This is a genomic window from Undibacterium sp. GrIS 1.2 (genome assembly GCF_040544435.1).
Classification (GTDB): Bacteria; Pseudomonadota; Gammaproteobacteria; order Burkholderiales; family Burkholderiaceae_D; genus Undibacterium.
On record NZ_JBEONP010000008.1, the window covers coordinates 1 to 20,450 of the forward strand.

Here is a 20,450-nt window from a genome sequence, read left to right on the forward strand (position 1 = left end):
GCGAAGGATTCTTCGGGCGGCTGAAAACAGAAATGTTCTATCTTAGGGAATGGCAAGCGACTACCATTGAGCAGTTTATTCAGGCACTTGACTCATACATTCGTTGGTACAACGAAAAACGGATTAAAATTTCCCTTGGCTCTCGCAGTCCACTAGAATATCGCGAGAGTCTCGGCTTAACGACATAAATCAGTCCAAGTTTTTATCCGCACCCCCATGTCGCGCTTGAGTGTTTCAACTTGCCGCTCCAATTTGTCACGATCTGAATCTGCCAATGAGCGTCTGTCTTGTTTCATAGAAGCTGAGGCCTCTCGGCCAAGTAATTGGTTCTTCCAGTTGTAAAGGGTTACTAGATCAACGCCCAACTTTTGCGCAACGTCCTTTGCACTTCCTTCCCTTGTGCATAACTCGTACACGGCAGCGCGTTTGGACGCCAAAGTAACTCTCGGCCTACCAATTTTACCAACGACGTAATGTGCAGTTTCCGGGTATCGTTCGCGAACCCATTCTCTTAGTTTCGCTCGGTCGGGATATCCCAGCGCCTTTGCGGTATAGACAATGCAGCGTCCATGATTTGCGTAATGGTTCAGTGCCACATTCTTTTGTTCTTCCGAATACTTCGGTGTTGGGCGAACGTACCCGTTCTTTAAATCGCCGCTCTCTTGGAATTCGTTATGCCACGCTTTTAACGAATTCTTTGTCGCGTAACCTAATTGACGAATTGTCGCCTTGCAGAGCCTACCGAGCTTAATATATAGCTTCACCGCCCGAAGACGTTCTTCATATGAGTACATGAACCACTCCCAAAAGTAGTCCAAGAAAATTTCCGCACCCCCTGCAAACTCTGAGTTCAAAATGAAAATCGTCGACTATCGAGCACAAAAATTCCGTTTTTTTTATTACGAAAATTGAAGAGCTTATACAAAGTGCTCCTCATGGCGAACAAATCGAAAAAGAAGCGCTTATTAGCCGATTGCAGCAACAAATTGTCGACGCTCGCTTTATATGAAGCATAAAAAGTTCAAAGATAACCAACGCTGGATAAATACTCCGCACTAGTGCAAGTGCCTCGGGCAGGTCATCTCTAAATGAAGCGAGCTCCGTACAGGCTTGGGACATACATATATTGAGTTTTAGCACTTGCATGTGCACTCCAAGCCGCCATGCTGGTAAAGACGTTTCAATTAGGCACGCTATTTAATTTTTAGGTTTCGCTCCAAACGTCTGATTCACAATCCACTGACCAGAAACTTTTTCTGGTTTATGTTTGAATGAGCTCCAATTCAAACCAGCTACGTTGATGAAGGCTTTCGTTCCGACTGTTTTTGTTGCCGCATAAGCAAATAGAGCTTCTTTTAACTTTCTCAATATTTCCGTTGAGCTATTTCCGTCTCTTACCCACAACACTTGATAACTAAGTTCCTGCTCTTTTCTTTGCTGGAAATCGACCAAATACCGTATTTCTTCGCCTTTTTTTAATTCTGCGATCAAGACAAAGCGAGCTTTAAGAGGCATTTTGCTTATTAAATGAAACATTTGTCTCGGGAAATAGCTTCTAAAATTAGAAGGGTATACGTTGAAATAAACGCCATCAATAATAGTGAAATGCGGCAATATTCCTTCTAAAAACGTAACGGTTACAATTTTCTCATCAACTGCATTTTGCAAAAGGCGAATGGTTCTTTGATAAGCCATGCTGCCAATTTCACGTGATATCTCGTTAGATTCTGTGGGCTCAGACTCGAAATCAGTCGGAGCTTGAATGTTTACTTTCCTTAGAGATTCGCCCTTACCGTTTCCTTTAGCCGTTGTTAAACTACGTAAGAGAGACGTTACATTACGCAGTCTGCGACGTCGAGCAGGTAGGTTTGTTTTTGATGCGGGGATTTTATTCCATGGAATACTCATTATTTCGGGAAATCTGCTCCCTAATTCGATTCTCCTAAAATCTGCTGCCAGGCGAGGATCCATGTAAGTGCCGTCCGCCATGGTTGGTGGATTTGCTTCCGCCGGATCTCCCTCTAAATCACAGGGCACCTCGTCTACCTCGCCATCTTTATTACTTGGCGCATCCTCAAAGTTGTTTTCGCGGTCAAACTCTAAAGTATTGAAGTTTGTTTGATGATAGCTCTTAATCAATTTAGTAACAAAAATACGAGTTTTTCCACCTGTTTTGATCGGTATATAGAAGAACTCAAGGTCTACCTCACCATCTACTGGTGGATAGGCGAGAACATCTCTATAAATACCTTCTTTACGAATGGCTTCCAGATGTATTAACTGCGCAGCACTAAGCACTTTGGGGTCAGAAAAAAATGATGCAATGATCTTTGCATCACTATCAAGCATTTGCTTTCTTAATGTGATGAAAACGTGTCCCTCTAAAGGTCCAAAGGACCTTCCTTCTAAGGCATCAAATAAGTGCTTCTCTGGTTCAAAAATACGTCCATCGAATAACACGTTTGCCATGGTGGAAGAAGTGCAATAGAAAAAACGTAAAATTTCAGCGCAAGGAAAAATAATTGCGTATGGATCCTCTCCAATGCGAACGCCAATGCACTTTGCATTTGAGTCCGGCATCTCCTTTAAACGATCTGCCTTGAAGGCTAAGATCGGCTCATTTAGCTCGTCGATTTCTCGCCGATTAAATACCGTTAAATTTCCCCTTGAGAAATCAATTTTACTGCGGCCGTTTGACCGACATTCGAAGGGCAGTTTTCCGTCTTTCCAGGGACTTACGACTAAGCCTTTGTGCAATATTGCATTTATATGAATCAGTGGTAAATAACCGATTGGTAAATCTATATTCTGGACTATTGCATCAGCAGCTGGAGCACAATGGTTGAAATTAGGATGATGGACATTACTTTCAATTTCAATCCAATAGACTCTTATCCAAGATGAGCCTTTGTGTTCGTTTACCTTTTTCAGTTGCCCGATCCACAAAATTCGCGCCAAGCCGTCGACGTAAAATTGAGGATGAAAAGCGGCGCGTTCTTTCTTTTCGACCATAGGTTCTTATTTATCTATGTGCTATTCGCATATAGCGATGTGCATTCTCAAATAAAAATATTGTTCATACTTTAGGTAAATCTGCGGGTGCCAGATTGACAGTGATGCGCTTGGTAGGGAAATCAAACCGCGCATTTTGCAAAGCCGCTCTGACGCGATCTTTAGATTCTTTGACCTCAGTTTCGGGCAAACCCACAATCGTAAACGAGGGAAGACCATTTGCCAGATGCACCTCCACAGTGACCTCTGGTGCTTCCATCCCGGTAAGGGCACGGCTTTTCAGTACGGCGAGTGACATTATTGTTTGAGCTTAGTGTTTAAGTTTTATCGGCCGGTACTTCTAGCGCAGCGATGCGCGCTTCTAATGCCTCTAACTTGGCACGGGTTTTTGCCAGGACTTGCGCCTGGATATCAAATTCTTCCCGGGTAACCAAATCCAGTTTGGAGAAACCCTGACTCATCATCGCTTTGACATTTTTTTCAATGTCTTTGGCTGGTGAATTTTCTAACACCTGGTTAATTTTGGTTTGAATATCACTAAAAAAATCTTGCTTGTTCATATTGATTTCCTATTGGTCGATTTTTATGCACAAAATTAGTGCAGTTAATTTAGGTGTGTAATTTTATGGCGCCAAGTATTGGTGCATTTTTCTTGATGTCCAGAATTGTATTGCCTATTTAATACCTAACTATACGCTAAGCAGAGTGAAATCATAACGTAACAAACACATCTATGAACTTAGATGCTCCCTCTAATATGAATTTTTACGATGTTTGCTGCGGATGATTCATCAAATTAGCAAATTTTATTTTGTTTAAATCCAGACTTGGCACGACTCCTGCTAATGGTACGAATGATAAAAGTTTTTTAAACCGTAACATAACTAAAAATGGGAAAGTACGATGAAAAAATTATTATTAGCAGTCGCAGTAGCAGCCTCATTTGGCGCGAGTTTAGCCCATGCAGAAGATGCTAAGCCGGACAACGAAGTTAGTTTCAATATTGGTGGTGTAAGCGATTACCGCTATCGCGGCATTTCGCAATCTCGTCTAAATCCCGCTTTACAAGGCGGTGCTGACTATACACATAACCCAACAGGTTTTTACGCTGGTACTTGGTTATCAACGATCAAATGGACTAAAGATGCTGGTGGTGACGGCAATATCGAGTGGGATATCTATGGTGGCAAACGTGGCGAAATCGTTAAAGACGTTTCTTATGATGTTGGTTTTCTCTCCTACGTATATCCATCCAACGGACTAGGTAGCGTGCCAGGTTTTGCAAATGCAAACACGACGGAAATCTATGGTCAAGTTGGCTACGGTCCGGTCTATGCAAAATATTCACACTCTGTGACGAATCTTTTCGGTTTCGTCGATAGTAAAAACAGCGGTTATCTTGATATCGGTGCCAACGTAGAAGTCGTACCAGAATCTGGTTACACACTGAATTTGCACGCAGGCCACCAAACAGTCAAAAACAATAGTGCTTCTTCCTACACAGATTGGAAAATCGGTGTGACTAAAGAATTTGTAGGCGTTACTTTTAGCCTTGCCGCTATCGGAACTAACGCTGACGAAAAATTGTACTTTACTCCTGCCGGCAAATTTACCGGTAAGACAAGCGTAGTTTTCTCCGCACTGAAGTCGTTCTAAAACATTTATTAAATAGAGGTCAGCATGAAACTGATTACCGCCATTATTAAACCCTTTAAGCTAGACGAGGTGCGAGAAGCACTGTCTGCTATTGGTGTGCAAGGGATTACAGTCACTGAAGTCAAGGGTTTCGGACGTCAAAAAGGGCATACCGAGTTGTATCGCGGTGCTGAATATGTCGTCGATTTTTTGCCTAAGACAAAAATTGAAGCTGCGGTAGATGATGCGATTGTTGATCGTGCTATTGAAGCGATAGAGACTGCTGCTCGTACCGGGAAAATCGGTGACGGCAAAATTTTTGTCTATGACTTGCAACAAGTTGTGCGTATTCGTACCGGTGAAACCGGCAACGACGCACTGTGACCGATATCGTGGAATCAGGGAGATCACACATGAAAAAAACATTCTGCAAAGCGTTGATAACTAGCGCCTTGTTCCTGTCCGTTGGCTTTGCATCGTCGGCAATCGCAGCCGATGAAGCATCTGCCAAAGTGGATGCACCAGCTTCTACTGCTGCTGTTACTGCGCCAGCCGTTGCATCAGTGCCTGCTGAAATGGCATCCGCAGCGGCCAGTGCTGCCGTGGCACCAGTAGCACCGGCAGCGGCGACAGATGCTACAGCCGCTTCTGGCGCTGTTGCAGCACCTGCACCTGTTGCCAACAAGGGCGATACTGCCTGGATGATGGTATCTACTTTGTTAGTCATTTTGATGACAATTCCAGGCTTGGCTTTGTTCTACGGCGGCTTGGTTCGTTCTAAAAATATGCTGTCAATCTTAATGCAGGTCTTCATGATTTTTGCAGTGATTATCGTGCTGTGGTGCATTTACGGCTACTCATTGGCATTCACAGAAGGTGGCAAATTTATTGGCTCGTTTGATCGCCTTTTCCTCAACGGTATTTGGGATCCGGCTAAAGCAACTTTCTCTACTGCGGCAACTTTCAGTAAAGGTGTTGTGATTCCTGAGTTTGTCTATGTGGCTTTCCAAGCGACATTTGCAGCGATTACATGCGGTCTGATCATCGGCGCATTTGCTGAGCGTGCTAAGTTCACCGCCGTTCTGCTGTTTATCGTATTGTGGTTTACTTTCAGTTACTTGCCGATCGCGCATATGGTCTGGTTCTGGACTGGCCCTGATGCGATTAAAGATGCGGCTACTGGCGCAACCGAGTTGTTGAAAGGTGGATTTTTGCAGCAAAAAGGTGCGTTAGACTTCGCTGGCGGTACTGTCGTTCACATCAACGCTGCGGTTGCAGGTTTGGTCGGTGCTTATTTGATTGGCAAGCGTGTTGGTTACGGTAAAGAATCGATGGCACCACACTCCCTGACAATGACCATGATCGGTGCGTCATTATTGTGGGTGGGCTGGTTTGGTTTCAATGCAGGTTCTGCTTTAGAAGCAGGCGATGTCGCTGCATTGGCTTTCATCAATACCTTGCTGGCTACTGCTGCTGCGACTGTTTCCTGGGTTTTCGGTGAGTGGATGTCTAAAGGTAAGCCATCTATGCTGGGTGGTGCTTCCGGTGCGGTCGCAGGTCTGGTTGCGATTACACCAGCTTGTGGTTTCGTCGGTCCTATGGGTGCCTTGATCATTGGTTTGCTGGCAGGTGTGATTTGCCTGTGGGGCGTCAATGGCCTGAAACGCTTGCTGGGTGCAGATGATTCATTGGACGTGTTTGGTGTGCATGGCGTCGGTGGTATTTTGGGTGCTTTGTTGACAGGTGTGTTTGCATCACCTGCTCTTGGTGGTCAGGGCATCATGGACTACGTCACCAACAAAATGTCTACTGATGCCTACTCCATCATTGGTCAGGTTCAAATCCAGGCAACGGCAGTTGGTACGACAATACTGTGGTCCGGTATCGTTTCTCTGATCGCTTACAAATTAGTTGATCTGGTCATCGGTCTGCGTGTGCCTGAAGATGAAGAGCGCGAAGGTTTGGACATCACCAGCCACGGTGAATCCGCTTACCATTCTTAATTGGTACCGTTATATGAGTATCGATGCGAGAGCCAGGTTGTCGGTTCTCGCATCAGAGGTAAAGTTTTTCTCGGGGTAGTATCTTCAGTGCATGTTTAGAGCGCATGTGACTGATTTAATGGGCACCTTTTCGGAGGTGCCTTTTTTTTGGGGAGAGTTTTAAGCAGATATTTTTAGCTCAGTGGTTTAGTCGAATTAATATACTCCCGCAAAAATATATAGAAAATACCCTATAGTCCAATGATTATATGGACAAATAAAATATACTATAGTGGGTATATGGAATAACTCAAAGAATTGAGTCTTAAAAGTAAGCTTATACCCGAAGGTCTAATCTGATCCCGGATAGAAAAAGGGATGCGCATTGTTTGCACATCCCTTTTGATTTTCAGACCCGTTGTTACTGGAATTTCTGACCGCCCGAATCAGGTGATCAGAGTCAAACCAGCAAAGTCAAACCAGCATTTTGCAAGCTAATTAGTTTATTTCATCAACATCCATAATTTAGCCAGATCAGCGGTGCCATCACTGCCTTGGATCGTTTTAAAAACTTCAGCTGCTTTTACTTTATCGCCGGATTGCAAATAGGCCAGGCCTAAGTGCAGCTTGGCTTCTTCGGGTGCTTTTAAGCCGCCTTTAGCGATACCGTCATTGATCAACGCAATACCTTTGTCGTATTGATTATGGATAGCGAAGTTGTAACCCATGTTGACCATGCCGGTACCATTTTTAGATGACTTGGCTGCTGCTTCGCCGGCATCAAGAGTTTTGGCATCATCAGCCGCTTGTTTGTTGACTTTGTCGCGCAATACTTTGTGCTTAGCTGCATCTTTGCCTTGTCCCAAGATGTTCGCGGCATAGCCTGCATCCACAGCTTTTTGTGCCTCTAGCGGCAAACCTGCAAGCAGAGCGAGTTCAGCCATTTCAACAAATTGTGCGGCGTCTTCGATATTGTCTGTCTTTAACAGAAGACGGTATAAATCCAGACGCAAACGATCCGAGAATCCTGGCTTACGTTCTACGCGGTAGATCAAATCACCCCAGTATTCTTTTTTAGGATAGTAAGTGACCAGCGCCTCTAAAACGGTAATGTAGCCTGCGTTGTCTTTTAGCTGCTGATAGCAATTGCCCAAGAGTCGCAGATTGTCATTATTTGGTGTTCGTTTAGCATCTTCGTCGGCCTTCAACAATTGCTTCAGCTCAGTTGCCGCACCTGCAAAATCATTTTGCAAGTACATGGAGCGGGCTAACAGGGTATGTACTGGCTGGCTGCTATTGTCTTTTTCTAAGTAACGCAATGCCCATTTTTTTGCCAGATCGTATTTCTTTTCATTGAAATAAGTTCCTGCCATGGCTTCGATCAGACGAAGTTGCTCCGGCGTTTTTAAAAAATTAGTTTTAAGCATGCCTTCAAATGAGCTCGCCAGCATGTCAGTGTTGTTGGTACCTGATGCAACGACTGCACGCATGCGATCAATGGCAAATGCCTCATAAGGCGTTTTCTTTTCAAACGCATCCAGCGCGTTAATTTTTTCTAAAGCTTGCGGAAATTGTTTGTTGTTCAGTAATTCTTGAATTTCATTGAGTGGTTTGCCCATTTCAGGACGTACAGTTTCTGCTTTTTCTGGAGTTGCCGCTTCAGTTTGAGCATAGGCTGTAGTGGCAGTTAATGGCAATGCGCCATAACCGAGTGCCAGAACCAAGCTTGCCAAGAGGAGAGATGAATTCTTTTTCATGAGCATTAAATTAGAGAGAGGTTTCACAGGAGTTAATTAAAACAGGAAGGAGTATATTTTTAGCGTCCTGCAGAGACTTCGGTGCAGGCAAGGCTTTTACTCATACGGCGCATTATATCTGAGTGCAGTTCGCTACTAACATCGTTAAAACTTGGAGCAAATTTAGCCTGAATCGTCAAAGTGATTAATCGCTTTCCCTTTGCTGCACCAATATCCAGGGTTTAACGACCACTGTCCATAAATGCGCGTCACTCTCAAGCCAGGCTTGTGCTTGTAAATCACTGACTTTACTAATGGTTCCTTCGTCTAGCCATTGCTGAACCAGAGATTTATTATCCATCGATATTTGGAGCCCAACTTCGACCAGATCATGTTGGTCGGCAACCATAATCACATCGCCTGCTGCGAAGTAACGTAATAACTCTGTCCAGGGGAATTGTGCGGTTTCTGAATTGAGCTTAGCGCGGGCTGTGTCGTTAGTATTCATTCATTAATATTCATTCGTCAGTATTGATTCTTCAAGATTCATTTTTTAGATTTACCAGCTTTTAAGCCATTCTGTTGTCCAGCTAGCTACTTGTTCCCGCCATTTTCTCTGCGAAAAGGTGTGATTGGCACCAGCTAGCGTAAGTTGTTTCAGTCGTGGTGACGTGAGTAATTTTTTCCAATCAGCAGAGCTGGAAACCAGATCAGAGAACTCTTGCGCGGTCAGATCGTTTTCACTCAAAATAATACATGTCTTGCCTTTAAAGCGCTGTAACCCAGATAACATTTTTTCGGGCAAGCCAAGTTGTTCTTCAGAATCTGAATGTACGTTCTTACTTGTTACTGCCTGGCGCAATTGCATCACCAATGATTTAGCCGACGTAAAAAATCTAACTTTACCCAGCAACATTTTTTTCCAGAATTCTGCTGTGAATAGTCTTTGGACGTAGTAATGTTTTAGATACGTTTTTGCAATTCCAGCCTCAGTTCTGACCCAGGGGTTGAGCAAAATTAGCCCTGTTATCCGTTGATCTTGATGTGCATAAAACAGGGCAGCTGACGCTGCATCGCACAGCCCCCACAGTACGACTTCTTGTAAATGGGTTTGCGTTTTAAAGAAGTAGTCTAATGCCGCTTTTATATCTTCTGTCGTTTCGGAGAAATGCAGAGATTCGCCTTCGCTGTCGCCCATGCCACGGTAATCGAAGCGCATCGCGCTATAACCATTTGCAGCCAAATCGCGGGCTAATAAGGTAAATTGGCGATGGCTTCCTGCTCTATATTGAGGACCACCAACGATAAACAAAACACCGCGTGGAGAGGCTTGCGCAGGCGTACTTATTACGCCATACAAACATGCCCCTTTTACTTTGAAGCTAACGGCCTGTTCTTGTAAAACGTCAGATGTCATCTCTTGCGATCTCATATTAATGAGTCTTTAAAAATATTCGTCGTAGCAGTGAGCAATTCATGGGAAACAGCAATGTCTTGAGTAGTCCAAAATGCGATACTTTTGACGCTATGGACATGAAGATCGACACCTGAGTCTAGCCAGTATGTCATCAGTTTTTTTCTAATTGGTGATATTGGCTGATTGTCCTCGCTTACACATTCGAACCAATGTAATTGTGCAGAGAAGTCGTGCCAGCATGCGGCATCAAGATGATCAATGCTTTGCACTAAGCACGGACTTATTTCGTAGCCAGCAACTTCTACAGTTTGCCCTTCTTCTAACATTTGTCGAACGGACTTATTCGTTACAGCGTCCTCCTTTTTACCTAGCATGTCGCTTGCTAAACGTAAGCGGAAGAATTGATTTAAATAAGATGAAGCTTGCAAAACAGGTTGCCATAAGATGATTTTTTCCAACTGTTGGGAAGGTTCTCTTGCAATGTCCAGCGCCATCAGCGCCCCTAATCGCAGTCCCCATAAGCTGACTGGAGCATTAATTTTTTCTCGCAGCACTTTAATTGCCAGCAAGACGTCGGCTTTCCAGATATCCCAATCTGCACTCTTCAGTTCACCGCTACTGTCGCCGCAGCCATATAAATCAATAACTAAGACGCCGTAGCCACAACCGACCAAACTACGCGCCTGGATTGCCGCCATGCGTCGTGCTTTGTTCATTTCTTCTGCAAAAGCAGCAATATAGATAATACCGCCGCGACAAGTGGCGGGATTTACCGGCGGATAGTACAAACAAAATCGTTGACCTGTTGCTGCGCCCTGAAAAAAAGCTTCAGCCGGTGCCGGTGATGTGCTGGTCTCGGACATTAATTTAATTTGCTATCGACAAATGCAGAGAGACTGCCCAGAGTTTCAAAGGTTTTGCCATTAATTTCGTCATCGTCGATCGTAATGCCAAAATGCTCCTCCAACGCAGTAATCACATTGATGACAGCCATGGAGTCTAATTCTGCTAATCCACCGAGCAAAATTGACTCTGCCATTAAGGTTTCTTTCTGTGGGCCAAGATGTAAGACATCCGCTAATAAGTTTTTTACTTCTTCTAAAGATTGCATTAGGGATCCAAAGGCACGAACTATGTTTTATAGCGGCCATTAATTGAGAAGATTGTTGAAACAGGTAAATTTTAATGATTATATTTGACCGTGCAATCTGTGCGATTTTATTTAAAAATAAGTGCAATTTAGATAATTAATACGTTGGTATTTGTATCCATTGAATGGATTTTTTTCTTAAAATCGTAGAAACTAGAGGGCCTTTCAAAAAAAGCAAAATACATATTTTTTGCACAATAAAAATTCGGAATCGCTAATTCAAGTGTTGAACTTTATTTAAGTTATATCCTTGTCGAGAATTTTTACGGTTTGGTTTGCAAAAAGAATTACTTGTTTTTTTATTTAATTAAATTATTTTAAGTATTTGATTCTAAGTAAGAAATTATTTTAATTCCAATATGGAATGTATTTTGCTTTAGTGAAGCAATTGCTGCGCATTATTAAAAATCAAATTAAATTAGATGCTGCTTAACGTAAATCATAATGCAGGACGGAGAGCGTCATGAATATAGAAGAAAATCACGGCTCAGGGAAAGACGGACGATCTTTGGCAGATGGCAAGGATCGCCATTCTGTATCTCCGACTGAGTTTTCAGGCGAATCTCGCCGAAGGTTCACCAAAGCGGGTCTGGCGACCACTGGCGTGCTGATGACAATGGCCAGTCGCCCTGTGCTCGCCTGTACTACGCAGTCACCTTCTGGCTTTCAATCAGGTAATCAAAGCCACCGCGGCGTTCCTCAATCAAATTATGCATGTTCTCCTTGTTACTGGGCGGGTACAACAAACTGGCCAGCAAACTTAAAGCATGATAATCCTGACAAAAAGAACAACGGCACAAAGTTCCAGCAAGTATTTACTGACTGCTCAAAATCATCCAAATATTATGGTGTGACCTGTTCCGATTTGGTCGCGGGACTCTCTTTTGATAATGCAAATTACTATATCGGCATGTATTTAATGGCCGCATATCTGAACTCAGCGAGCCATTGGACGCCATTTTTGACGACCGATAAGATTCGCCAGATGTTCACGCAATGGCAAAGCCAGGGACGTTTCTCTCCTTCGCCTGGCGTATATTGGAATGCAGCACAAATCGTCACGTACTTAAAAGCTACGTGGGTTTAAGCTTTTTAGTGGTTTTTGAAAACACGCGATGCTCTGGAGTAATTAAGCAATATGGAATGGAGAGTGCTTGTAAGCACCGCTAGTAATTCTCACAATTGGGGTGACGAGGTTGTCGTTTTTAATGCCTTATCAGGTGCTACTCATTTATTAGATCACGCTGCCGGACAAATATTGGAAAAACTGCAACAGTCCCCAGGAGATGCAAAGTCTCTTGCGGCAATCCTGGCTGATGTATGGAATGTTGAAATTGATGATGACTTGGTTCGGTATGTACGAGATGTTCTCATCAGTTTGCATGCTCTTTCTTTAATAGAGCGTGTCTAATTTGAAGCTGTCTGATTTCACTCCCACCGTACTCTCTCATCACCTTAAGCAAGGCCTGTATTTGCAGACAGGTTCTTTTGTGGTGAATATCCAAACGACTATTCCTGCCGCGATCAAGGGTATTGCGAAGATGTATGCAGACTATATGATCGCTGACGATCGTTTTGCGGATTTTCATGTCCGCCTCTCGGCTCCGTCCGGTCTTAGACGCTGGATTCGCCCCCAAGTTTTGTTTGAGTGTGATGGTAATTTACCCTTCAAGCCTTTGCCATACCAGCAAGCTTTCCCCATGCTGGAATGGGGGTTGAACTGGTGCGTTTCCAGCCATGCACAAAGTTACTTGATTATTCATGCTGCAGTGGTGGAGCGTAACGGCTATGCCGCGATTCTTCCCGCACCGCCGGGATCGGGCAAAAGTACTTTGTGCGCTGCTTTAATTCATCGCGGTTGGCGTTTGCTGTCGGATGAGTTGACTCTGATACGGCTGAGCGATGGTTTGATCGCACCTTTACCACGCCCAGTGAGCTTGAAAAATCAGTCGATTGATGTGATCAGAAAATATATCCCCGAGGCTGTTTTTAGTATTCCTGTCCACGATACGATTAAGGGCACGGTTGCACACTTAAAACCGTCAAAAGATAGCGTCCAGCGGGATAAGGAGACCGCGAAGCCGGCCTGGATTATTTTCCCTAAATACCAAGCAGATACAAAACTCAAGGTAGAAAATATCTCCAAAGCTCGTGCATTTATGCGGGTTGCTGATAACGCTTTTAACTACAGTCTATTAGGGAGTGCCGGTTTTCATTCGCTGGCGAATGTAATTGACAGTGCAGATTCTTGTGAGCTGACATATAGCTCTTTAGATGAGGCGATGGACTTTTTCTCCTCTTTGGCGCTCGCAAAAATATGAGTACGCAAAGCTACTCAAGCCAACAATTTGCGAACAGACGACAGCTATTAGTGGCCGCGCTGCAACAGCCAATGATCGTCAGTACGTACCAACTTCAGGATTGGGATTTGTTGATTCGCCAAGCGCGTGCAGCCAATATGCTAGGCAGTTTGTACGTCCAGCTGCGCGACGCTCACGCTTTAGATGTTGTCCCGCCACCAGCACTTCAGCATCTGATCTGGGCAGATCGGATCGCTGACAAACATCAACAAGCGGTGCGTTGGGAGGTGTACCTGATTGTTAAGGCTTTTGAAGACACTGGTACGCCAGTTGTATTGTTAAAAGGCGCTGCCTATGTGCTAGCCGATTTACCTTCTTCAAAGGGGCGGCTGTTCTCCGATATTGATCTGATTGTGCCAAAAGAAAAGTTGGGTGCGGTGGAGGCGGCAATGATGATGCACGGCTGGGAGTCGGCTCATCATGATGAATATGATCAGCGCTATTACCGTAATTGGATGCATGAATTGCCTCCGATGCAACATGTTAAACGCATGACCGTGGTGGACTTGCATCACGCGATTTTGCCGGAGACTGCCGCGGTGCACCCGGATTCAAAAAAACTGCTACGAGCCACAATTCCCGTTCGCGGAAACGATCAGGTCTTTACCTTGGCACCAGTTGACATGGTGTTGCACAGCATGGTGCATTTGTTCTATGAGGGTGAATTTCATCACGGCTTAAGAGACTTGCTGGATATTCATAAGCTGATGGCACATTTCGGTCGCTCTGCTGAGTTCTGGAATGCGCTGGTGCCTCGTGCGGTGGAATTGGAGTTAACCAGGCCACTTTTTTACGCCCTCAGATATGCACGTATATTTTTGCATACAGACATACCGGCTGGCGTGTATGAGAGTGCTAACGTTGGTGCGCCAAATAAGTGGATGTTGGCATTGATGGACAGTCTTTTTTGTCGCGCTTTATTGCCTCTGCATCGTAGTTGTGATGATGGTTTCACTAGCTTGGCAAGATCACTACTTTATATTCGTGCCAACTGGTTGCGAATGCCGCCACTGTTGCTTATCCGGCACTTATTGCATAAGGCATTCATCTCTCCTAAAAAGGATAGAGGTGCGTGATTTTGAAGATATATCATTTGCTTTATCAGTTGCTCAGATAGAAGAAGAGCAAGCGAGATCCGCGTAAGTTTTTTACCTATGAATGCCTCGCAGTTGCCACCTAGGAATTGTTCTTAAATTATACTACCAGCGAGTATTTTTATATCGTCCATATAAAGTCTGGTCATTAGAGGTATTTTTAAAAAATACTAGGGGAGTATAGTAAATTCATTGGCATTGATTATTTAAAGATCGATGGATTAACGCTCTAATATCAATGGGTTAGTACAGGTTTTATATCAAATTTCTCTCAACGCAAACCATTATCTCTTTAATCTCTGGCTGGCAATATAGAGCTCTGATCAATTCCAAATTATTCCTAAATAAGAGTAAACAATAAAACCACATTAGTTGCATCTTTGATACTTATTGGCCGTCAATTCTCTGTACTATCTAAATTAAAATAATCACAAAAGGTATCGACATTCTCAAGCTGTTTAATCGCTATTCCATGAGCGAAACAGAGTCTGCCCGTTCAGAGCGTGCGACAGAGAACGCGATAAACACAATCTATGTTCAGACCCCTTCGTTTGCTAATTGCCGCGCTGGCTTTAAGTGCGATTAATACTCCCGTATTAGCAGACCAGAGCATTGATATTGCTGCGTCAGTCAGTGATGTAGATAAAGCGAAATTAATTGAGCTGACACGTTTGGCTGCACAATTTGAACACGCCGAAGGGGTTCCTCGTGATTATCCACATGCCTTAGAACTTTACTGCGTAGCCGCCAAAGCGGGTTATGCAGAAGCTCAATATGCGATGGGTTGGATGTATGTAAATGGTCGAGGTGTGCCTAGAAATGATGCAATTGCCCAGCAACTTTTTCAGATCGCTGCTGAGCAAGGACATCCGCAAGCGAAGCAAATGCTCGGTACGATCGTCGTTACAGAAATGACTTCGTTGCCGCCTTGCTTTGACGTCGTTGTCGAAGTCCCTAGCGTTAAAAATGCAGAAACGTTTATCCCGGTTTATCCCAAAGGAAAGATCGCCCAATTAGTACAAAAGTTGGCACCACGTTATTCGGTTGATGCTAATTTTGCGCTTGCCATTATTTATGTCGAATCCGGTTTTAACGAGAAGGCGCTATCGCAAAAAAATGCGCAAGGCTTGATGCAACTTACACCCGACACCGCACAACGTTTTAGTGTAAAAAACGCTTTTGATGCAGAAGACAATATTAAAGGTGGGCTATCGTATTTACGTTGGTTGCTCGCCTATTTTAGAGGTAATGTTTCCCTCGTTGCTGCGGCCTATAACGCCGGCGAGGGTGCGGTAGAAAAATATCATGGCGTACCGCCTTACTTAGAAACACATGATTATGTTCAAAAAATAAATCGTCTTTATCAAAAGACGACTCATCCATATCAAAGGAATTTAGTAACCTCTTCACCCATCGTGATGCATCGAGCAAGCAAAAATCAGCTTTAGAGCGGAAGGCAATATGTTGATCGAGAGAATATTCGGCAAGCGAGATATTTTGGTTCCTTACTTTAAGTTTCGTAAGGAATTACGAGGCAATATTGAATCAGTATTGCTAAAAGAAATTTTTCAATTGCGATACGAGGTCTATTGCCTGGAGTGTCAATTTCTTCCAACCGAGGAGTTTCAAAATGGACTTGAAAGCGATGAATATGATGATTGTGCGACCCATTTTGCAGCCTACACAATGGAAGATGAGATCGTAGGGACTGTGAGACTGGTTCAGCCACTCACGTCGCTAGATTACCCGTTTGAAAGTCATTGCAGTATTTTTGATACTTTTGAAATGCCAGATCGTGCGATCGCGGGAGAAATATCTCGCCTGGTCGTTCGTAAGACGCATCGTCGACGTCGAGGTGATTCAATGGAAGGTGTGTCCAAAGACTTTTTAGAAAAAGGTAGCTCTGCAACTATTAAACCTCACCAAGGCGGGAAGACTCGCAGAGGCAATAGCCCATTACTATTGTTAGGCCTGTATAGGGAAATGTATCGGTATAGCCGCCAAAATGGAATTCGTTTTTGGTATGCAGCAATGGAGAGGTCACTCGCACGTTCATTAGATAAGATGGGATTCAGGTTTGTACCCATTGGACCGCAAACTGATTATTACGGACCTGTTACCCCATTTATCGTTGATTTAAATGAATTGGAAGAGCGTCTGCAAAGAGAAAATAAATTTTTAGCAGCATGGTTTAACGACCAGCCTATTCCATTTAAGATCGTTTTTTTTACCTTTTTAGGTAGTTTCTGGCAGCGCCTAACTAAGCGTCGCACCTAGCAAGGAAGGTGATCTGAGTCGGATTAATTTTAGTAATCAGATTAATTTTTAAGCTTATCGATAGACCAGAATCGAAAATAATTACTCGGTAATGTTGATGAGTTTAGTTTGATTATTTCTAAAGCTGTGTACCACCATTTGCGGTGCGCTTGGCACTTTTAATCCAGCAATAACGTCATGCATCATCGATACCGCCATCGCCGCAATCGTAAAACTACCAACCGCTATTTGTGATGCCGGGCAAGGTCTGCCATCTTCCATAATGGTTAACGCTTTTGCCACCTGCTCCACGACTTGTTTGTCTAAATGAGCGCCAATTCGATTCATTATTTTCGCAAAAACATTGGCATAACTCGCATCCCCTTCACCCTGACTGTCTTGAATGTCATTCGCAATTAAATCGGTCAATGAAATACCAGAATCTGAGGGGAAATAAAGAACTCCAGCGCCATATCCGATAGACAGGGCCGTGAACAATTCTGTGTGAAATGCTTTGGCTGCCGTATGTAGACTCAGGATTGCTTCGAGATCAAGAAAATCGACAGTATCAAAAACGATATTAGCTTTTTTGACGATATCTGCAGTGTTATCTTTATTTAAGTAGGCATAAATCGCCTCAACCTTAGCCTCAGGGTTGATGCGTAAAATTTGACGTTTCAAGGCCTCAACTTTGGGTTTGCCGATATCGTCAAAATCATAAAATTGTCGGTTTAGATTATGCGCATCGACGACGTCGCCATCGACTAAGACGAAGTTGCAAAACCCCATCCGCGTGGCACAAACGGCGACGCTACTGCCAATGCCGCAACCTGCAATCAAGATCGTGGTTTCGCTGATTTTTTTTTGGGTCGTCAGATCCACATAGCCATTATTCCGAGTTACAAAATAATCATAATTAAAACTGGTAGTCATAATAATGTCCTCGAATATGTTTGCAAAATTGACTGTTTTAAGCTCACACAAGCATATAACATGTCAAAGCATAAGTGGTGAAATTTAGTTAACGTTCCGGTAGGTAATTAATAGAGATAACAGCTATTTCCATGCGGCATCTCCATAGACAAATAGCCTGTTTATTTACATTTTAAAGCTGTCGATTTTTCTTACAGCAGATCTAAATATAGGATGATTTTTTTCATTAAAACCGATATTTGTACTGGGTTCTCCTATGAGAATATATTAACGGTAAATAGTGGCACAGCATTTGCTTATATGACGTCGACGCTCAATTAACCGCGCCCTAAACAAATGTGGAGAACTAATATGAACATGAAAAAATGGATAGCAGCAACATCCTTGGGCTTGGCATCATTGTCAGCCGGTGCAACAACTTTGGATGATCTTACTGGCAATTTGAATATCAAATTGGTCGGTTTAACAACTGAAACAAATACAACAGCTGGCAGCAACGAAACAACTTGGGGTGTAGGCTCAATTACTCAGATCTTGGGTACAGGCGGCAAATCCTGGGCTGCTGGTTTGTCTGATGGTAGTTATTTGTATTACATGATTTACGGCATTGCAGATTTGAATATCGTCTCAACTGCATCCGGTTTTAATATCTACAACATTGGTGCGACTGGCGGCACTTCAGATGGATTGATCCATTTGGATGTATATCGCTCTGCAACAAAGATTAATGCTTTGGATTCCGATTTCAACGCAAATCCAAACGATCGTACAGGATTCAATAGCTATTCAGCGTTTGCAGGTCTCGGCCCAGCTTATTTGCAAGTAGTGTTTGGTGCAGGAAAGCAATTGGTTAATGTTGCTGGCGGATTTGATCCAACAGCTGATGAAACTCAATCAACGTTGGTACAGCAAGCGACTTCTACAAACTTGCCAGCTGACGGCAAGGGTTCGTTTTTCGGTGATGTTGTTGGCGGAACTGCTTACAGCTCATGGAATACAAACGCTCAATTCGGACACGATTTTGACGGTAAATATACTTTGAGTGACAACGGTGCTGATGCTGGTTCGGGTGTTTGCACAAGCGCACAGATCAGCGCAGGTCAATGCTTCACCGGTTTGATCAATGATCCAATCAGATCCAATAAAATTCCAGAGCCAGCATCTATCGCTTTGTTGGGATTGGGTTTGGCAGGTCTGGCTAGTCTGCGCCGTAAAGCAAAATAATATAAAACAAGTTTTTTTGTTGGAAGCTGCCTGATAGTAATCAGGCAGCTTTTTTGCATTTACCAGTCTTTACTTAAGTAATGGTAAAAATATTCTGGGCTGTTGCATTCTGCGCAGAATATATTTCATTTTTATTAATCACTGTAAAAATTGCAAAAAATATAGTAATCTCTATATGAATAATGTTTTTTTTGCAATTAATTTGTTGCTGGGCTGTGGAGCATAGATGTTCAGAATCGCCAACCACCACGTATCACGTATCACTTCGATTTTGCTCTTGATTGAATTCAGCATTTCGCTGGTATCAGTTTATTTTGGAGCAATGATTCGTGATGTTGATCATGAACTTCCGTTTTCATCCTCGTCTAATAGTTTTTTTCAAACTGCCTGTGTATTTGCCTTTGCAGTCGTATTTAGCATGAGTGCATTGGGCATGTATCAGATCAATTTTAGAGAGGGTATTCGTAATACATTTCTTCGTCTGATGCCTTCGTTTGCCATGGCATTAATCCTCATTACCTTAGTATTTTATGTGCTGCCGACTTTGTATATTGGCAGAGGTATGCTGGGTATTGTGTTGGTTATTGCCGCTATCGGCATTTTGGTGGCGCGAGTTTTAATATTTAAGACATCGCAATCTGGCGTTTTACGGTCAAGGATTATCTTTCTTGGAAGTGGCGCTATTGCAAAGGAGTGTTGTGAACTTGCTTTGAGTAATTCAGCCCATCATGAATATGAAATATTAGGCTTTATGCCAGTTAGTGATGAAGATTGCCAGGTTGTTAATGTCAATTTTTTCCCCGCGAACACTCGCTTAAGTACCCTTGCTGAAAAATATAATGCAGATGAAATTGTGGTTGCAGTACAAAATCGACGTGGCTCACAATTTCCGATTGATGATTTGCTTGAGTGCAAATTAAGTGGCGTGAGAGTGATTGATGCTGCGGCCTTTTTTGAGCGCGAGGCATGTCAAATTCGCGTTGAGTCTTTACAGCCTGGCTGGCTCGTCTTTGGTGATGGATTTAATCAGAATTTTTTGCGGCGAATTATTAAACAGATTTTTGATTTATTCGCCAGTGCGATTATTTTCTTGTTGGCGTCGCCTGTCATGTTAATTACTACTTGTCTTATTTATTTGGAAGATCGTGGCCCCATCCTTTATAAGCAAGAGCGAGTCGGGAAAGACGGCAGAACCTATATGGTTTTGAAGTTTCGTAGTATGGGTACGAATGCTGAGCGAGCTGGTAATCCGCAATGGGCAACAACGAATGATCCACGTGTTACTAGAGTCGGTAAGATCATCCGCAAGTTGCGCATTGACGAATTACCTCAAATACTGAATGTCTTGAAAGGCGAAATGAGTTTTGTTGGCCCTCGCCCTGAAAGGCCTTTCTTTGTAGATCAGCTATGCAAAGATGTTCCTTTTTATAATTTGCGGCACAGCATTAAGCCAGGTATTACCGGTATGGCTCAGGTGAGATATGCCTACGGAGCCTCGGTAGAAGATTCTTTGCAAAAGCTGCAATATGATTTGTATTACGTCAAAAACAATAGTCTTTTTTTAGATGTTTTGATTTTGTTGGAAACAGTACAGGTCGTTTTGCTAGGCAAAGGTGCTAGGTAACACGCCCGCCTCAAGAAAGTAGATTAG

20 protein-coding genes and 2 pseudogenes are annotated in these 20,450 nt (G+C 43.3%); 12 read left to right on the forward strand and 10 right to left on the reverse strand.

Features of this window, described 5'->3' with window-relative positions:
* The coding region (locus AAKU61_RS04860; RefSeq protein WP_354330107.1) for an IS3 family transposase at nt 1-188 on the forward strand (188 nt) is incomplete at its 5' end.
* A 27-nt stretch (nt 189-215) separates the two neighbouring features.
* Here the strand turns inward: AAKU61_RS04860 and AAKU61_RS04865 are convergent.
* The 4 genes and pseudogenes from AAKU61_RS04865 to AAKU61_RS04880 all read right to left on the reverse strand — a co-directional run.
* A pseudogene (locus AAKU61_RS04865) lies at nt 216-794 on the reverse strand (transposase); the annotation flags it as partial.
* 403 nt (nt 795-1,197) lie between these two features.
* Entirely contained in the window at nt 1,198-3,012 is a 1,815-nt protein-coding gene (locus AAKU61_RS04870) for a hypothetical protein (RefSeq protein ID WP_354330109.1), read from the reverse strand.
* Nucleotides 3,013-3,082: 70 nt separating this feature from the next.
* Nucleotides 3,083-3,310 (reverse strand): annotated as a pseudogene (locus AAKU61_RS04875) (magnesium chelatase domain-containing protein); the annotation flags it as partial.
* 19 nt (nt 3,311-3,329) lie between these two features.
* A complete protein-coding gene (locus tag AAKU61_RS04880; protein WP_322120335.1) occupies nt 3,330-3,572 on the reverse strand; it encodes an accessory factor UbiK family protein in 243 nt (80 codons plus the stop codon).
* A 343-nt stretch (nt 3,573-3,915) separates the two neighbouring features.
* Between AAKU61_RS04880 and AAKU61_RS04885 the strand changes: the two genes are divergently transcribed.
* From AAKU61_RS04885 to AAKU61_RS04895, 3 genes are read left to right on the forward strand one after another with little or no spacing between them, the layout of a single operon-like run.
* Nucleotides 3,916-4,668: a TorF family putative porin gene (locus tag AAKU61_RS04885; protein ID WP_354330111.1), complete on the forward strand. Its 753-nt coding sequence runs from the start codon at nt 3,916-3,918 to the stop codon at nt 4,666-4,668.
* 24 nt (nt 4,669-4,692) lie between these two features.
* Nucleotides 4,693-5,031 carry a P-II family nitrogen regulator gene (locus AAKU61_RS04890; protein ID WP_186953856.1) on the forward strand — a complete coding sequence of 113 codons (339 nt, stop codon included), beginning with the start codon at nt 4,693-4,695 and terminating at the stop codon, nt 5,029-5,031.
* Between the two features lie 29 nt (nt 5,032-5,060).
* Nucleotides 5,061-6,650, forward strand: coding sequence for an ammonium transporter (locus tag AAKU61_RS04895; RefSeq protein ID WP_354330113.1), 1,590 nt, complete (start codon nt 5,061-5,063; stop codon nt 6,648-6,650).
* Between the two features lie 482 nt (nt 6,651-7,132).
* Here AAKU61_RS04895 and AAKU61_RS04900 read toward each other — a convergent pair whose 3' ends face one another.
* The 5 genes from AAKU61_RS04900 to AAKU61_RS04920 all read right to left on the reverse strand — a co-directional run bounded on the left by AAKU61_RS04900 (nt 7,133) and on the right by AAKU61_RS04920 (nt 10,893).
* Nucleotides 7,133-8,386 carry a tetratricopeptide repeat protein gene (locus AAKU61_RS04900; RefSeq protein WP_354330115.1) on the reverse strand — a complete coding sequence of 418 codons (1,254 nt, stop codon included), beginning with the start codon at nt 8,384-8,386 and terminating at the stop codon, nt 7,133-7,135.
* Between the two features lie 184 nt (nt 8,387-8,570).
* Complete coding sequence (locus tag AAKU61_RS04905) at nt 8,571-8,873, reverse strand: DUF2288 domain-containing protein (protein WP_354330117.1); 303 nt, start codon at nt 8,871-8,873, stop codon at nt 8,571-8,573.
* Between the two features lie 51 nt (nt 8,874-8,924).
* On the reverse strand, nt 8,925-9,782 hold the full coding sequence (locus AAKU61_RS04910; protein ID WP_354330119.1) for a hydrolase 1, exosortase A system-associated: 858 nt from the start codon (nt 9,780-9,782) through the stop codon (nt 8,925-8,927).
* 11 nt (nt 9,783-9,793) lie between these two features.
* Nucleotides 9,794-10,645, reverse strand: a complete 852-nt coding sequence (locus tag AAKU61_RS04915) for a hydrolase 2, exosortase A system-associated (protein WP_354330121.1) — start codon at nt 10,643-10,645, stop codon at nt 9,794-9,796.
* Nucleotides 10,645-10,893, reverse strand: coding sequence for an acyl carrier protein (locus AAKU61_RS04920; RefSeq protein ID WP_354330123.1), 249 nt, complete (start codon nt 10,891-10,893; stop codon nt 10,645-10,647). Before AAKU61_RS04920 ends, AAKU61_RS04915 begins: the two co-directional genes overlap by 1 nt.
* 502 nt (nt 10,894-11,395) lie before the next feature.
* On the opposite strand from AAKU61_RS04920, the gene AAKU61_RS04925 reads away from it, so the two are divergent.
* The 6 genes from AAKU61_RS04925 to AAKU61_RS04950 all read left to right on the forward strand — a co-directional run bounded on the left by AAKU61_RS04925 (nt 11,396) and on the right by AAKU61_RS04950 (nt 16,663).
* Nucleotides 11,396-12,019, forward strand: coding sequence for a hypothetical protein (locus AAKU61_RS04925; protein ID WP_354330125.1), 624 nt, complete (start codon nt 11,396-11,398; stop codon nt 12,017-12,019).
* Nucleotides 12,020-12,082: 63 nt separating this feature from the next.
* Complete coding sequence (locus AAKU61_RS04930) at nt 12,083-12,343, forward strand: HPr-rel-A system PqqD family peptide chaperone (protein ID WP_354330126.1); 261 nt, start codon at nt 12,083-12,085, stop codon at nt 12,341-12,343.
* A complete protein-coding gene (locus AAKU61_RS04935; RefSeq protein ID WP_354330128.1) occupies nt 12,336-13,253 on the forward strand; it encodes an HprK-related kinase A in 918 nt (305 codons plus the stop codon). Before AAKU61_RS04930 ends, AAKU61_RS04935 begins: the two co-directional genes overlap by 8 nt.
* On the forward strand, nt 13,250-14,368 hold the full coding sequence (locus AAKU61_RS04940; protein ID WP_354330130.1) for a nucleotidyltransferase domain-containing protein: 1,119 nt from the start codon (nt 13,250-13,252) through the stop codon (nt 14,366-14,368). The genes AAKU61_RS04935 and AAKU61_RS04940 overlap by 4 nt, the downstream gene beginning before the upstream one ends.
* A gap of 551 nt (nt 14,369-14,919) precedes the next feature.
* Nucleotides 14,920-15,834 carry a transglycosylase SLT domain-containing protein gene (locus AAKU61_RS04945; protein ID WP_354330132.1) on the forward strand — a complete coding sequence of 305 codons (915 nt, stop codon included), beginning with the start codon at nt 14,920-14,922 and terminating at the stop codon, nt 15,832-15,834.
* Between the two features lie 13 nt (nt 15,835-15,847).
* Nucleotides 15,848-16,663, forward strand: coding sequence for a PEP-CTERM/exosortase system-associated acyltransferase (locus AAKU61_RS04950; protein ID WP_354330134.1), 816 nt, complete (start codon nt 15,848-15,850; stop codon nt 16,661-16,663).
* A gap of 81 nt (nt 16,664-16,744) precedes the next feature.
* Here the strand turns inward: AAKU61_RS04950 and AAKU61_RS04955 are convergent, their stop codons facing one another.
* Nucleotides 16,745-17,575: a ThiF family adenylyltransferase gene (locus tag AAKU61_RS04955; protein ID WP_354330136.1), complete on the reverse strand. Its 831-nt coding sequence runs from the start codon at nt 17,573-17,575 to the stop codon at nt 16,745-16,747.
* Between the two features lie 351 nt (nt 17,576-17,926).
* On the opposite strand from AAKU61_RS04955, the gene AAKU61_RS04960 reads away from it, so the two are divergent.
* Nucleotides 17,927-18,799, forward strand: a complete 873-nt coding sequence (locus tag AAKU61_RS04960; protein WP_354330138.1) for a PEP-CTERM sorting domain-containing protein — start codon at nt 17,927-17,929, stop codon at nt 18,797-18,799.
* A gap of 226 nt (nt 18,800-19,025) precedes the next feature.
* Complete coding sequence (locus AAKU61_RS04965; protein WP_354330140.1) at nt 19,026-20,423, forward strand: TIGR03013 family XrtA/PEP-CTERM system glycosyltransferase; 1,398 nt, start codon at nt 19,026-19,028, stop codon at nt 20,421-20,423.
* The last annotated feature ends 27 nt before the right edge of the window (nt 20,424-20,450 follow it).

What these genes read in the sequence shown, in the direction of transcription:
- AAKU61_RS04870 (WP_354330109.1), bottom strand. Translation starts at nt 3,012, where the DNA reads ATGGTCGAAAAGAAAGAACGCGCCGCTTTTCATCCTCAATTTTACGTC.
- AAKU61_RS04880 (WP_322120335.1), bottom strand. Translation starts at nt 3,572, where the DNA reads ATGAACAAGCAAGATTTTTTTAGTGATATTCAAACCAAAATTAACCAG.
- AAKU61_RS04885 (WP_354330111.1), top strand. Translation starts at nt 3,916, where the DNA reads ATGAAAAAATTATTATTAGCAGTCGCAGTAGCAGCCTCATTTGGCGCG.
- AAKU61_RS04890 (WP_186953856.1), top strand. Translation starts at nt 4,693, where the DNA reads ATGAAACTGATTACCGCCATTATTAAACCCTTTAAGCTAGACGAGGTG.
- AAKU61_RS04895 (WP_354330113.1), top strand. Translation starts at nt 5,061, where the DNA reads ATGAAAAAAACATTCTGCAAAGCGTTGATAACTAGCGCCTTGTTCCTG.
- AAKU61_RS04900 (WP_354330115.1), bottom strand. Translation starts at nt 8,386, where the DNA reads ATGAAAAAGAATTCATCTCTCCTCTTGGCAAGCTTGGTTCTGGCACTC.
- AAKU61_RS04905 (WP_354330117.1), bottom strand. Translation starts at nt 8,873, where the DNA reads ATGAATACTAACGACACAGCCCGCGCTAAGCTCAATTCAGAAACCGCA.
- AAKU61_RS04910 (WP_354330119.1), bottom strand. Translation starts at nt 9,782, where the DNA reads ATGACATCTGACGTTTTACAAGAACAGGCCGTTAGCTTCAAAGTAAAA.
- AAKU61_RS04915 (WP_354330121.1), bottom strand. Translation starts at nt 10,645, where the DNA reads ATGTCCGAGACCAGCACATCACCGGCACCGGCTGAAGCTTTTTTTCAG.
- AAKU61_RS04920 (WP_354330123.1), bottom strand. Translation starts at nt 10,893, where the DNA reads ATGCAATCTTTAGAAGAAGTAAAAAACTTATTAGCGGATGTCTTACAT.
- AAKU61_RS04925 (WP_354330125.1), top strand. Translation starts at nt 11,396, where the DNA reads ATGAATATAGAAGAAAATCACGGCTCAGGGAAAGACGGACGATCTTTG.
- AAKU61_RS04940 (WP_354330130.1), top strand. Translation starts at nt 13,250, where the DNA reads ATGAGTACGCAAAGCTACTCAAGCCAACAATTTGCGAACAGACGACAG.
- AAKU61_RS04945 (WP_354330132.1), top strand. Translation starts at nt 14,920, where the DNA reads ATGTTCAGACCCCTTCGTTTGCTAATTGCCGCGCTGGCTTTAAGTGCG.
- AAKU61_RS04950 (WP_354330134.1), top strand. Translation starts at nt 15,848, where the DNA reads ATGTTGATCGAGAGAATATTCGGCAAGCGAGATATTTTGGTTCCTTAC.
- AAKU61_RS04955 (WP_354330136.1), bottom strand. Translation starts at nt 17,575, where the DNA reads ATGACTACCAGTTTTAATTATGATTATTTTGTAACTCGGAATAATGGC.
- AAKU61_RS04960 (WP_354330138.1), top strand. Translation starts at nt 17,927, where the DNA reads ATGAACATGAAAAAATGGATAGCAGCAACATCCTTGGGCTTGGCATCA.
- AAKU61_RS04965 (WP_354330140.1), top strand. Translation starts at nt 19,026, where the DNA reads ATGTTCAGAATCGCCAACCACCACGTATCACGTATCACTTCGATTTTG.